We start from the raw sequence: 15,161 nt of genomic DNA on the forward strand, positions 1-15,161 counted from the left end.
TCCTCATTGGCCATGTCTCGAACTCCCGTTGGTGTCGACGAGGGCGAACAGTTCTTCGTCGGAGGCGGTGCCGAGGCCCAGGTCCGCAGCCGTCCGGTCGCGCCCCTGCTGCCTCGACAGGAGGGCGTGCACGCGGTCGAGGATCCGGACCGTGTCCGCGTCGTTCTGGCCGGCGAGCCCGGCCTCGAGCCGGTCGAGGTCGGCGAGGACGGCCTCGACGCCGATGGGCTTCTCCTGCGGGCACAGCCGGTCGCGGAGCAGGTCTGCGACAGCGAGCGGGCTGGGGTGGTCGAACACCAACGTCGCCGGCAGCCGCAGGCCCGTGGCGAGGTTGAGCCGGTTGCGCAACTCGACCGCGGTCAGGGAGTCGAACCCGGCTTCGATGAACGGTCGGGCAGGTTCCACCGCAGCGGGAGAGGCGTGGCCGAGGACGGCGGCGGTGTGACCGCGTACGACGGTCAGCAGGTGCTCGTGCCGTTGCGTCGGGTTGAGCCGGGCGAGAATGCCGGCGAGCTCGTTGGGGTCGGTGGTGGCCGTCGATGCGCGTCGCCGGCTCCGCCGATCCAGCTTCACCGGCACCACCACCGGATGCCCGGCGCCGACTGCGGCGTCGAACAGGGCAAGGCCCTCGGCGGTACGCAACGGTGTCATGCCGGCGGCGGCCCGTCGCCCGTCGAGCTTCGCTGTCATCGTGGACGCATCGGCCCACTGTCCCCAGGCGAGGGATGTCGCCGGCAGCCCGAGTCGGTGCCGGTGGGCGACAAGCGCGTCCAGGGCGGCGTTCGCGGCGGCGTAGTTGGCCTGGCCAGGGTTACAGAGGGTGCCCGCGGCCGAGGAATACACGACGAACGCGTTCAGCGGTAGGTGCCGGGTCAGTTCGTGCAGGTGCCGGGCGGCGTCGAGTTTGGGCCGGAGAACGGTCGCCAGCCGCTGCGGCGTCAGCGCGGACACCACCCCGTCGTCGAGCACCCCGGCCGCGTGGACGACGGCCGTCAGTTCCGGGCGTACGTCCCGCAGGACTGCCTCGAGTGCGACGCGGTCGGCGGCGTCGCAGGCGACGAAGGTGGCCTGGCAACCGGCGTCCGCCAGGTCGGCCGCGAGCGCCGGGGCGCTCGATGCGGACCCGCCCTGCCGGGACAGCAGCAGCAGGTGTCTCGCCCCGCCGTTGCGCGCCAGGTGCCGGGCGACCGCGCCCCCCAGCGTCCCGGACGCTCCGGTGACCAGAACCGTGCCGTCGCGCCAGGTCGGCGGCATCGTCAGCACCAGCTTGCCGGTGTGCTTCGCATCGCGCAGGATCCGCAATGCCTCGCGGGCCCGGCGTACGTCCCACGCCCGTACCGGCAACGGTTGCAGCACGCCCGCGGCGAGTAGGTCACGGATCTCGACAAGCATCTCCTGCAGCCGGTCGAGCCCGGCCTCCATCAGGTCGAACGCCCGGTATCGGGCGCCGCCGTACGCCCGCGCCACCTCGGCCGGATCGCGCATGTCGGTCTTGCCCATCTCGATGAACCGCCCGCCGGGGCGCAGCAGGCCGAGAGATGCGTCGACGAACGGCCCGGCCAGGGAGTTCAGCACCACGTCGACGCCGCCCGCGGCGCGGAACCGCTCGGCGAACCCGGTGTCGCGGGAGTTGGCGATCCAGTCGGCCGGGATGCGACCCTCCACCACCGGCCACTTCGACTCGCTGGCGGTGGCGTAGACCTCCGCGCCGAGCCACTGTGCGATCTGCGTGGCCGCCATGCCCACTCCGCCCGCGGCGGCGTGTATCAGGACCCGCTCGCCGGAGCGCAGCCCGGCCAGTTCGCGTAGCCCGTACCACGCCGTCAGGAACACGATCGGCACCGAGGCACCGACCTGGAACGACCAGCCGGGCGGCATGGTGGTCAGCATCCGCCGGTCGGCGACGGCAAGTGGCCCGAAGGCGCCGGACAGCAGGCCCATCACCCGGTCACCGGGACGCAGGTCCTCGACGTCCGGGGCAGTCTCCACGACGATGCCGGCACCTTCGGAGCCGAGGGAGATCTCCCCCGGGTACATGCCGAGGGTCATCAGCACGTCACGGAAGTTGAGGCCGGCGGCCCGGACCGCGATCCGCACCTGGCCGGGGTGCAGGGGCGCCTCCGCCTCCGGTGTCGGCAGCAGCCGTACACCGTCGATCGACTGTTCGTTCCCGTCCGGCAGGTGCAACCGCCACGTGGTGCCGGTGGGCGGGACCAGGAGATCGCTTCCGGCGAGCCGCGGCGCGAGAATGCTGTTTTTCGTGACCGCCAGCTGCGGCTCGTCGGTCGCGACGGCGGCGGCAACGGTCGGCCAGTCCGGCACGGCGTCCGCGAGGTCGACGATCCGGCACCGCCCCGGCGCCTCCGCCTGCACCGACCGCAACAGGCCCCAGACCGCCGCCCCGGCGATGTTCACGTCCGTGTCGCCGACCGGGGTGGCGCGGTGCGTGACGATGACGAGGACGGAGTCTGCGAAGCGTTCGTCGGAGAGCCAACGCTGCACGGCGGTCAGGACTTCGGTGAGGGCGCCGTAGGGGTCCGTGCCGTCGACGGGAAGCATCACCACCGGGGGCACCTCGGTCAACTGGTCGAGGTTTCCCGCGTCGTAGGCGATGGAGCCCAATCCCGCGGTGAGGGTGTCGGCGGGTGCGGTGTCGGTGATGACGGCGTAGCTGCCGGGCGCCACCGAGGTGTCGACCTCGACAGGTGCCCACTCCGGCAGCAGGAGCGCCTCGGCGAGGCTGTCCGGTACAGGGGTGTCAGTGGCGGCGGCCACCCTGCTCGTGGTGAGCGGGCGCAGCGTGAGGGAACCGATCCGTACGACGGGCCGGCCGTCGGGGTCGGCGGCTTCGAGGCGAACCGCACCCCCCTCCCCGGCCTCCGCGCCGTTGACGGGACTCACCCTCACCCGCAGTGTGGTGGCGCCGATCGCGGACAACCGGACGTCGGTGAAGCTGAACGGGAGCAGGATGCTGGCCGTGCCATTCCCCCCGACCACGGCGTCCGCCGCCAGGACGTGCAGGGCGGCGTCGAGGAGAGCGGGGTGTACGGCGAAGTCACCGGCCACGTCCGGGTTGGGGATGGACACTTCGGCGTAGAGATCAGCCCCGGAGCGCCACGCGGAGCGCAGCCCCTGGAACAGCGGGCCGTAGTCCAGACCTGCCTCCCCGAGGCGGGCGTAGGCGCCGTCGAGCGCGAGAGGCTCCGCGTCCGGGGGAGGCCAGGCGCTGTCGACGTGGCTGTCGTCCGGCTCGGCGACCGGGGCGAGGAGACCTTCGGCGTGCAGGGTCCACGGGCCGGTGGAGCCGGCCGTGCAGCTGTGGATACGGATGGTTCGCCGGTTGCCGTCGACGGCGCTCACCACCTGGAGGTCCAGGGTGACTTCGTCGGCGACGGTCAGCGGCGCCGAGAGGGTGAGTTCGGCGACCTCGGGGTGGTCGAGAAGGTCGCCGACGTGCAGGGCGAGTTCGACGAGCGCGGTACCGGGCACGAGTGCGGTGCCCTGGACGCGGTGCTCGCCGAGCCACCCGTGGGTGGAGAGGGAGATTCGGCCGGTCAGTACGGTGCGGCCGTCGTCGGCGAGGGGGACGAGGGCGGTGACCAGGGGATGGTTCGCGGGCTGGAGGCCGGCGCCGGAGAGGTCACCGCCGCCGGTGCCCGCGAGCCAGTACCGCTCGCGTTGGAACGGGTAGGTGGGCAGCTGCGCAGGTGGGACCGCCGGGACGAGAGCCGCCCAGTCCACCGGTACGCCTGCCGTGTACGCCTCCGCCGCGGAGATCAGGAAGCGTCGCGGGGTGTCGTCGTCGCGGCGCAGTGTGCCGAGGACGGTGGTCACCCGGTCCTGCACGCCTGGGGTGAGGACCGGATGCGGGCTGACCTCGATGGTCCGGCTGACACCGAGAGCCACGAGGGCGTCGACGCCGTCGGCGAAGCGGACCTGGCTACGCAGGTTGCGCCACCAGTAGTCGGCGTCAAGTTCCGGCCCGTCCACCCACCGCCCCTCCACCGTGGACCACATCGGTACGGCGGCGGGCCCGGGAGCGATCCCGGCGAGGACCCCACGGACGTCGGATTCGATCGGATCGACGTGGGCGGAGTGCGACCCGTAGTCGACGGCGATGCGATGGATCCGCAGTCCGTCGCGTTCGCAGCCGGCGATGAATTCGGCGAGTGCGACACCGGTACCGGAGACGACGGTGGCGGTGGGCCCGTTGACAGCGGCAACGGCGAGCTGCACGCCCCACGGCGCGATGCGTTCGGTGACGATCTCGACCGGCACGCCGGAGACCGCGACCATCCCCCCGGTGCCGCCGATCCGGGCGATCGCCCGGGAGCGGAGCACGGCGACCCGCACCGCGTCGTCGAGGGAGAGGATTCCGGCGACGTGCGCGGCGGCGATCTCACCCTGCGAATGCCCGAGCACCGCGTCGGGACGCACGCCGGCGGCGGTCCACAGCCGGGCGAGGGAGACCGCGACGGCGAACGAGGCGGGCTGGACGACGTCGACGCGAGCCATCGCGGCCGAGTCGCCGAGGACGTCCCGCAACCGCCAGCCGGCCAGTTCGGCGATGCCTTCCTCGCACTCGTTCATCGATCGGGCGAAGACCGACGAGGCTTCCCAGAGGCGCAGGCCCATGCCGGTCCACTGGGCGCCCTGACCGGCAAGGAGCCAGGCGGTGAGACCGCTGCCGGCGTCGCCCACGACGACGCCGGCAGCGGTGGTCTGCCCGCCGGCGAGGGCACGCAGCCCGGCAGCCAGTTCCTCGGCGGTGTCACCCACGACGACGGCGCGCTGCGGCAGGGCGGCGCGGGCGGCGAGCGCGACGGACAGGGGTACGGGATCCGCTTCGACGACGAGCCGGGCGGCCTGGGCGCGTAGGCCGGTCATGCCGCGGGCGCTGACCACGAATGGCACGGAGCCGGTGAGCGCCGGTCCTTGATCCGTTTTGGCAGGCGCGGAGGGTTCGTCGGTGCTCTCGCCGATGATGATGTGCGCGTTGGTGCCGGAGATACCGAACGACGACACCCCCGCCCGACGCCGACGACCCCCACCCGGCCACGACCGAGCCTCGGTCAACAACCGCACATCTCCACCAGACCAATCCACATGCGGCGTCGGCTCATCAACATGCAACGTCGCCGGCAACACCCCATACCGCAACCCCAAAACCACCTTGATAACCCCCGCCACACCCGCCGCAGCCTGGGTATGACCGATATTCGACTTCACCGACCCCAACCACAACGGACGATCCCGACCCCGCCCGAAAACACCCAACAACGCCTGCGCCTCGATCGGATCACCCAACGCAGTACCAGTCCCATGCGCCTCCACCACATCCACATCCCCGGGCCCCACCCCCGCATTAGCCAACGCCTGCCGAATCACCCGCTCCTGCGACGGACCATTCGGCGCAGTCAATCCATTCGACGCACCGTCCTGATTCACCGCCGAACCGAGTACCAGAGCCAGCACCTTGTGACCGCGTTCGCGCGCGACGGAGAGCCGCTCGAGAACCACCAGCCCGAGGCCCTCGGAGAACCCGGCGCCGTCGGCGGCGACCGCGAAGGACTTCGAACGGCCGTCGCGGGCCAGCCCTCCCTGCCGCGCGAACTCGGCAAACAGCGCCGGAGAGGACATGACCGTGACGCCACCGGCGAGAGCCAGGCCGCATTCCCCCGACCGCACCGCCTGCGCGGCGAGATGAATCGCGACCAACGACGACGAGCAGGCGGTGTCCACCGTCACCGCCGGCCCTTCGAAGCCGAACGTGTAGGAGACCCGGCCCGATACGACACTGCCCGAGGTGCCGGTGCCGATGTAGCCCTCGACACCGTCGGGCACCCGGCTGATCGACGAGGCGTAGTCGTGGTACATCAGACCGACGAAGACCCCGGTGTCGCTGCCCCGCAACGACAGCGCGTCGATCCCGGCGTCCTCGAACGCCTCCCAGGACGCTTCGAGCAGCAGTCGCTGCTGCGGGTCCATGGCCAGCGCCTCACGCGGACTGATCCCGAAGAACCCCGCGTCGAAGCCGGCGGCGTCGTGCAGGAAGCCGCCGCCGGCGCAGAGCCCGGCGAGCTGGGCGACGTCCCAACCCCGGTCGGTGGGAAAGCCGGTGATCCCTTCGCCACCGGATTCGAGGAGCTGCCAGAAGTCGTCCGGAGTCGATGCCCCGGGCAGGCGACACGCCATGCCGACGATGGCGATGGGGTCGTCGTCGACGGCGGCGACGGCCGCCACCGGCGTGTGCGCGGACTCACCGGAGAGCTGAGCATCGAGGTGGACAGCGAGTGCCTGCGGTGTGGGATGGTCGAAGACGAGGGTGGCGGGCAGCCGCAGCCCGGTCGCCTGGCTGAGCTGGTTCCGCATCTGCACCGCGGTGAGGGAGTCGAAACCGAGGTCCTTGAACGTCCGCGCCGGGTCCACGGCGGAAGGGTCCGGGTGGCCGAGCACCGCCCCGACGCGACTGCGGACGAGGGCGGCGAGGGCGGCGGCCCGGTCGGTCGCGGACAGCGTGGTCAGGCTCCCGCTGACGGTGGCCGGGGCGGCAGCCCACCGTGTGCCGGCCGGCACGAGGCCGCTCAGCAACGGCGGCAGAGCGCCCTCCCGCGCCAGCCCGCGGAGTGCCGCCCGGTCGAACCGGACCGCGAGCGGTGCTGGTTCACCGGCGCTGAGCGCCGCGTCGAACAACGCCAGGCCGGTCGCCGTGGACAGCGGTTCGACACCGCCGGTGGAGAGCCTCTGCAGGTCGCGGCCGCCGAGGTGGCCCGTCAACCCGCTGCGTTCGGCCCAGAACCCCCACGCCACCGAGGTGCCGGGGAGGCCGCGGGAGCGGCGGTGCTCAGCGAGGCCGTCGAGGAAGGCGTTCGCGGCGGCGTAGCCGGCCTGACCGGGCGCGCCGAGCCGGGATGCGGCAGAGGAGAACAGGACGAGTGCCGAGAGTTCGAGGTTTTCGGTCAGCTCGTGCAGGTGCAGTGCGGCAGTGACCTTCGGCGTGAGGACGGTTGCGAGGCGGTCGCCGTCGAGCGAGGCGAGGACACCGTCGTCGAGCGCCCCGGCCGCGTGTACGACGGCGGTCAGCGGTGCCTCGGGTGGGATCCGGGTCAGGACGGCGGCGACGGCGTCCCGGTCCGCGGCGTCGCATGCCTCGGTGATGACGGTGCAACCGGCCGCGGTCAGCTCGGCGGCGAGTTCGGCGGCTCCCGGTGCGGCCGACCCACGGCGGGAGAGCAGGATGAGGCGGCGAACGCCGTACGCCGTCACCAGGTGGCGTGCCACCACCGTGCCGAGCATGCCGCTGGCGCCGGTGACCAGGACGGTGCCGGTCCACTCGGTGGCGGGCCCGGCGGGTGCGGCGACCGGTTCGAGGCGCGGTACGGTGACGGTGCCGCTGCGGACGGTGATCTCGGGTTCGCCGCCCGGTCCCGCGGCGTATCGGACGACGGCGGCCCACGATGCTGGGTCGTCGTCGACGTCGGCGAGCAGGACGTTGTCCGGATGCTCCGCCTGGGCCGAGCGGACCAACCCGTGCACGGACGCGCCGAGCGGGTCCACCGTCTTCTGCTCGCCGGTGAGCACGGCATGCCGCGTCACGACGACGAAGCGGGCTACCGGCTGGCGCTCGTCGGCGACCCGGGCCTGTATGAGGCGCAGGACCGCGGTGAGTGCGGTCCGTACGCCGTCCGGCGTGACCGGGTCGTCGCCGCCGACTGGGAGCACGACGACGTCCGCTGTCGTGTCGTCGCCGGGATGCCGGACGTCGAGACCCGCGGCGCGCAGCGCGGCCTCGGCAGTTCCGGTCAGGCCGCCGGTCGGGTCAGTGAGCAGGACGCAGGTGGCGGGTGCCGTACCTGTCCGGGCGGTGGAGGGATGCCAGGCCACGCGGTACACCTGCTGCCCGGACCGGCCGGTGGTGACGTCCCCCGGTTCGAAGGGGCGCAGGGCCAGCCCGCTCATGGCGATCACCGCGCGACCGGCCGGGTCGGTGGCGTCGAGCCGGATGCTGCCGTCGTCGCTGAGGCGCAGGCGTACGCGTAGCGCGGTGGCACTGTCGGCGAACCGGCGGACGCCGGTGAAGTTGAACGGCAGCAGGACTGGACCCTCGACGGCTGCGGGAGCGAGGGCGACGGCGTGCAGGGCCGCGTCGAGCAACGCGGGCTGGATACCGAACCCGTCGACAGCGGTCTCGGCGATGGCCACCTCGGCGTAGAGTTCGTCGCCGTTGCGCCAGGCTCGCTGCAGGCCTCGAAACAGCGGCCCGTAGGCCAGTCCGGCACCGGCGAGCCGGTCGTAGAACCCGTCGAGCGGTAGCTCGACGGCGCCAGCCGGCGGCCAGACCCGATCGGTCGCGTCCGGCCCGGGACGGCTTTCGGGCAGGAGACCACCGGTGGCGTGACAAGCCCACACGCCGGGTGTCAGGTCAGCGTCGCTCGATGGCCTGCTGTGTACGGATACGACGCGCCGCCCGTCGCCGTCCGGCGCGCCGACGATGACCTGGACATCGACGGCACCCTGGTCGGGCAGCACCAGCGGTGCGTGCAGGGTGAGTTCGTCGACGGTCTGGCACTCGACGGTGTCCCCCGCGTGCATGGCCATCTCCAGCAACGCGGTTCCGGGCACCACGGTCCGGCCACCGACCCGGTGGTCAGCGAGCCACGCCTCCCCTGCGCGCGAGAGCCGCCCGGTGAGCACGACCGATCCACCCTCGGCGAGCCCGAGGGTGGCACCGAGCAACGGGTGTCCGAGCTGCGAGCCGCTCGCGTGGGTGCCGTGCCCACCGGCGCCGCGCAGCCAGAACCGTTCCCGCTGGAACGGATAGGTCGGCAGGGTCAGCGGCTGCACCGGCTCGTCACCGGGCTGGACGAGCGAGCGCCAGTCGACAGGCACGCCGCGGACGTACGCCTCGGCGACAGCGGTGACGAACCGCAGCGGACTGTCGTCGTCGCGGCGCAGCGTGCCGGTGACGGTGTCGACGGTCTCCTGGATCGCCGGTACGAGCACTGGATGTGGGCTGACCTCGATGATGCAGCCCGGTAGCGCCGGCACCGCGGCGGCGAATCCGACCGGAAGACGCAGATTGCGCCACCAGTAGTCCGCGTCCAACTCCGGTCCCTCGACCCACCGGCCGTACGTGGTGGACCACATCGGTACGGTCGCCGGGCGGGCCCGGATCCCGGCAAGCGCCGACCGGACGGCGCTCGCGATCGGTTCCACGTGCGCGGAGTGCGAGCCGTAGCCGACGGGGATCCGCCGGACCCGGAGGCCGTCCCGCTCCGCGGCGGCGACGAACGCGTCGAGGGCGGCTGCCTCGCCGGAGACGACCGTGGAGGTGGGGCCGTTGACGGCGGCAAGAGCGAGTCGGCCACTCGCATCGACCCGCGCGTCGACGGCTTCCGGGGTCGCGCCGGCAACCGCGACCATGCCTCCGGTGCCGTCCAGGCCGGCGAGCGCCCGGCTGCGGCCCACCACGACGGTCAGGGCGTCCTCCAGGGTGAGGACACCGGCGACGTACGCGGCGGCGATCTCGCCCTGGGAGTGCCCCGCGACGGCGTCCGGTGTGACGCCGACGGCGGCCCAGAGCGCGGCGAGAGAGACGGCGACGGCGAAGGAAGCGGGTTGGACGACGTCGACCCGGCTCAACTCCTCGGGATCGGCGAGCACCTGACGCAGCCGCCAACCCGTGACCGGTTCGAGGAGCTCCGCGCATTCATCCATCGCTTGGCCGAAGGCGGGAACCGTGTCCCACAGGCGCAAGCCCATTCCGGGCCACTGGGCACCCTGGCCCGGGAAGACCATCGAGACGCCGTCGCGCCCCGCAGCGCCGGTGACGACCCGTGGGTGGGCCTCGCCGGCGGCGAGATGCCGCAGCCCGGCCAGCAGTTCCTCGTGGCTCTCGCCGAGGATCACCGCACGGTCGGGAAGAGCCGCACGCTCGGTCGCCAGTCGGAAGGCGATGTCACCTCCGTCCATGATGTCCGCGACGTGGCCGGCGTGAGCGCGCAGGGCGGGTTCGCCACGCGAGCTCAGCAGGAGCGGGATCACGCCGGGGACGACGCTCTTCGCCGGGCCGGCAACCGGTTGGGGTACGGGTGCCTCCTCGACGATGAGGTGAGCGTTGGTGCCGGAGACACCGAACGACGAGACGCCCGCCCGGCGCGGCCGCCCACTCGGCGTCCATGGCACCGGCTCCGTCAGCAGTTGGACGTTCCCGCCGGTCCAGTCGACGTGCGAAGTGGGTGAGTCGACGTGGAGCGTCTGCGGGAGCACTCCGTGGCGCAGGGCGAGGACCATCTTGATTACCCCGGCGACACCGGCGGCGGCCTGGGTGTGTGCGATGTTCGACTTCACTGACCCGAGCCACAGCGGGCGGCCGTCACGGCGGTCCTTTCCGTACGTGGCGAGGAGCGCTTGTGCTTCTATTGGATCGCCGAGGGAGGTGCCCGTGCCGTGCGCCTCGACCGCGTCCACCTCCGAGGCGGTCAGGCCGGCGTTCACCAGCGCCTGCCGGATCACCCGTTCTTGTGCGGGGCCGTTGGGGGCGGTGAGGCCGTTCGAAGCGCCGTCCTGGTTGACGGCCGAACCGCGAATGACCGCCAGGATCCGGTGGCCGTCGCGGGTCGCGTCGGAGAGCCGTTCCAGGAGGAGCAGGCCGGCACCTTCACCCCAGCCGGTGCCGTCCGCGGCCGCCGCGAACGGCTTGCAGCGACCGTCGGCGGCGAGGCCGCGCTGCCGGGAGAAGCCGATGAAGGCGGCCGGGCTGGACAACACGGTCGCGCCGCCGGCCAACGCCAGGTTGCTCTCCCCCTGCCGCAGTGACTGGCACGCCAGGTGCAGCGCGACCAGCGACGACGAGCAGGCGGTGTCGACGGTGACGGCCGGCCCCTCGAACCCGAACGTGTACGCCAGCCGACCGGAGAGCACGCTGGCCGACGTACCGGTCACGAGGTATCCCTCGACGCCGTTGGGGGCGGACAGCAGCTTCGCGGCGTAGTCCTGTCCGGCCGTGCCGGCGAACACGCCGACCTTGCCGCCACGGGCGGACAGCGGGTCGATGCCGGCGTCCTCAAACGCCTCCCACGCCGTCTCCAGCAGCAGCCGCTGCTGCGGGTCCATGGCGAGTGCCTCGCGCGGGCTGATGCCGAAGAAGCCCGGATCGAAATCGGCCGCGCGCTGCAGAAATCCGCCCTCGCGGACGTAGCTCGTACCGGCCCGGTCGGGATCAGGATGGAACAGCGTGGCCAGGTCCCAGCCCCGATCGTCAGGGAAAGCGGTGACGGCGTCGCGGCCGTCGGCCAGCAGCCGCCAGTACTGCTGCGGGCTGCTGACACCGCCGGGGAACCGGCATGCCATTCCGACGATCGCGACGGGCTCGGCCGCGGTGAGCTGGTCGGTAAGCCGGCGCAGGCGTTGGTTCTCGAGCAGGGACGTGCGCAGCGCTTCGACGATCTGGCTCTCGTCACTCACAGGGTGCTTCCCTCCGTGTCGTGATCACGGTCCGGGGTGCCGAGGGCCATCCGCACCAGGTCATCGACGTCCATCGCCCGGATGTCGCCGTCGGATCCGCCGGCCGGCGCCGGTGCCGGAGCGTCCGGCTGGTCGATCAGCCGCTGCAGCGCGTCGAGCAGCCCCGCTGCGCGCAGTCGGGCAACCGGAATGGCCGCCAGGGCCTGCCGCAGTGCGGCATCGTCCGGTTCGGTTTCGGTAACGGCAGCTTCGTCCGGGACCAGGTGCTGGTACAGGTGCTCGGTGACGGCCGCCGGGCTGGGGTGGTCGAAGATGAGCGTGGCGGGCAGGTGCAGTCCGGTGACCGGGCCGATCCGGTTGCGCAGTTCGACCGCGGACAGGGAGTCGAAACCCAGCTCCGTGAACGGCCGGCCGGGGTCCACCGCGGACGGGTCGGTGTGGCCGAGCACCGCGGCGGTGTGGCCGAGCACGAGCGTGGCCAGGTGCTGCCGCCGCTGCTTCGGATTCAGGCGGGCCAGGGTCTGCGCCAGCTGCTCCGGGCCCGCGGTCGTCCCGGCCGCGCGACGGCGTGCCTTGCCGGGTAGTCGGGCCGGGACGAGGAGTGGGGTGCCGGTGCCCACCGCGGCGTCGAACAGCGCCAGGGCTTCGGGTGTGGTCAACGCGGCCGTGCCGGGGCGGGTGCCGTCGCGCGCGGCGAGTCCGGCTGTCATCGTCGACGTCTCTGCCCACTGACCCCAGGCAAGTGACGTGCCGGTCAGCCCGAGCCGATGCCGTTGCGCCACGAGGGCGTCCAGGGCGGCGTTCGCGGCGGCGTAGCCGGCTTGGCCGGCATTCCCGAGGACTCCGGCGACGGACGAGAACACGACGAATGCCGCGAGTTCCGTGCCGAGGGTCAGCTCGTGCAGATGCACCGCGGCGTCCACCTTGGGCCGCAGCACGGTAGCCAACCGGTCCGGGTTCTGCGTGGTGAGCACACCGTCGTCGAGGACGCCGGCCGCGTGCACGACCGCCGTGATGGGCGGTCGCACGTTGTCGAGGGCCTGGGCGAGCGCCGTCCGATCGGCGACGTCGCAGGCGACGAACGTCGACGCACAGCCCAAGGCCGCGAGGTCTTCGGCGAGCGCGGCGGCGGTTGGTGCGCTGCCGCCCTGCCGGGACAGTAGCAGCAGGTGCCGCGCGCCGCCGGCGTCCGCGAGGTGCCGGGAGACCAGGCCACCGAGCGTCCCGGAAGCGCCGGTCACCACGACCGTTCCGCTCGCCCACCGCGGCGGCATGGTCAGGACCACCTTGCCGACGTGCCGTGCCTCGCGCATGAACCGCATCGCTTCGCGGGCCCGTCGTACGTCCCAGCTACGCACCGGGAGGGGCCGTAGGACTCCCTTCGCGAACATCGCCATGATCTCGCCCAACATCTCCTGGATACGGTCCAGGCCCGCCTCCATCAGGTCGAACGCCTGATACGTCACTCCCGGGTAGGTGCGCGCGACGGCTTCGGCATCGCGCACGTCGGTCTTGCCCATCTCGATGAACCTGCCGCCGCGTGGCAGCAGCGACAGCGACGCGTCGATGTACTCGCCGGCGAGGGCGTTGAGGACGACGTCGACACCAGCGCCGCCGGTCGCGTCGAGGAACCGCGCCGCGAAGCCGGTGTCGCGCGACGACGCGATCCGGTCGGCCGGAATCGCCTCGGCGACGGCGGGCCACTTGTGTTCGCTGGCCGTGCCGTAGACGTCGGCGCCGAGCCGACCGGCGAGCTGAGTGGCGGCCATGCCGACCCCGCCGGCGGCGGCGTGTACGAGCACGGACTCCTCGGCACGGAGCCCGGCGAGGTCGGTCAGGCCGTAGTAGGCCGTCAGGAACGCCACCGGCACAGATGCGGCGGTCTCGAACGACCAGTCGTCGGGCATCGGGGCGAGCATCCGGTGGTCGACGACGGTCAGGGGGGAGAATCCGTTGACGAGCAGGCCGAGTACTCGGTCGCCGGGTCGGAACCGGTCGACGTCCGGGGCGACCTCGACGACGACGCCAGCGCCTTCCGCACCGAGGGAGATCGTTCCCGGGTACATGCTGAGGACCATGAGGACGTCCCGGAAGTTGACCCCGGCAGCGTGGACCGCGACGCGGACCTCACCACACCGCAGCGGCCGATCGCCGTTGCCGGCGGCGGCACCGAGCCTCTCGATGGACCCGCCCGTACCGCCGACGGCCAGGCGCCACGTGCCGGCCGGTCGCGGCACGATGAGGTCGGCGGGTGCGAGACCCGGGTTGTGCGGGGTACCGCCGGCGATCGCGAACTGTGCGTCGTGCAGCATCTGCGGGGCGGCCCCGAGCAACCTGGCCAGGACCGGCCAGGCGGTCTCGAGGTCGTCGACGTCCACCAGGGTGAACCGTCCCGGGGCCTCCGCCATCGCGGTCCGCAACAGCCCCCACACGGCGGCGCCGGCCGGCTCCGTCTCCGCGTTCCGGGTGACCACGACCAGGCGGGCGGCGGCGAGCCTGGGTTCGGTGAGCCAGGTCTGTACGACGCCGAGCAGGTCAGCAGCCGTTCGGTGAACCTCGCGGGGGTCGAGCACGTCGCTGGCGGCTTCGACGGGCATCACCACGAGCGGAGGTACGGGCTCGGTGGCCACCAGCGCGGCAGGGTCCGGGTACGTGTCGACGGTGACCCCGGCTCCCCGCAGGCCGGCGACGACCGGGGACGACGACGCGGCAATGACCGCGCAGCCGGTGGCGAGACGAACACCGTCCAGTCCGACGGGATTCCATGTCGGGCGGCGCAGTGCGTCGGCCGGGTCCGCAGCGGTACGGTCGGCGGTCGCGGTGAGCGCGCGGACATCCACCGGGCGGGTGGTGAGCGCCCCGACACTGATGACGAGTTGGCCCTCCGGATCGGTGGCGTCCAGGCGGAGGCCGGACTCGCCGTGTTGGCTCAGGCGGACCCGCAGGGTGGTCGCGCCGACCGCACCGAGCCGGACGCCGGCGAAGCTGAACGGCAGTAGCAGGTCACCGGCCGGCTCGGCGTCGGTCAGCATGAGCGCGTGCAGCGCGGCGTCGAGGAGGGCCGGGTGGATGCCGTACCCGTCCGGGTTTCCGCCGGTGGGGAGGGTGACCTCGGCGTACAGGTCCCGGCCGGCGCGCCAGGCCGCGCTGAGGCCTTGGAACAGGGGACCATAGGTGACCTCCGTGCGCCGGTCGTAGAAGCCCTCGACCGGTACGGGGACCGCGTCGGCCGGGCGCTCCACGACCGGCTCGGGTTCCGGGCCGTCGGCGGGCGCCAGGGTGCCAATGGCGTGGCAGGTCCAGGCGCGGCCGGGCACCCGGGAGTGGATGGTTAACGTCCGTCGGTCGTCCTCGGCGTTCGTGGGCGCCACGACGAGTTGCAGGTCGACCGGTGCGTTCCCGGTGAGGGTCAGCGGGGCCTGCAGGACCAGTTCCTCGACGGCTGGCTTGCCGACCACCTCTCCGGCGTGCAGGGCGGCCTCGAGCAGAGCGGTAGCGGGGACCACGACCGTCTCTCCGATGCGGTGGTCGGCGAGCCACGGTTGGCTGGTGATGGCGAGTCTTCCGGTGAGCAGGATGTCGTCGCGCCCGGCGACGCCGATTGACGCCGCGAGGATCGGGTGGCCGGACTCGGTGAGCCCGAGGCCGGCGGGGTCGGCGGACGCGCCGGTGTCGTGGAGCCAGTAGCGGGTGTG

At 72.6% G+C, this 15,161-nt stretch carries 2 protein-coding genes; both read right to left on the minus strand.

What is annotated here, in order from left to right:
- Window positions 1-3: 3 nt before the first annotated feature.
- Complete coding sequence (locus KIF24_RS20445) at window positions 4-11,466, minus strand: type I polyketide synthase (RefSeq protein WP_221085425.1); 11,463 nt, start codon at window positions 11,464-11,466, stop codon at window positions 4-6.
- Window positions 11,463-15,083, minus strand: a complete 3,621-nt coding sequence (locus tag KIF24_RS34620; protein WP_331461381.1) for an SDR family NAD(P)-dependent oxidoreductase — start codon at window positions 15,081-15,083, stop codon at window positions 11,463-11,465. The genes KIF24_RS20445 and KIF24_RS34620 overlap by 4 nt, the downstream gene beginning before the upstream one ends.
- Window positions 15,084-15,161 lie beyond the last annotated feature (78 nt).

This window comes from Micromonospora tarapacensis (assembly GCF_019697375.1).
GTDB lineage: Bacteria > Actinomycetota > Actinomycetes > Mycobacteriales > Micromonosporaceae > Micromonospora > Micromonospora tarapacensis.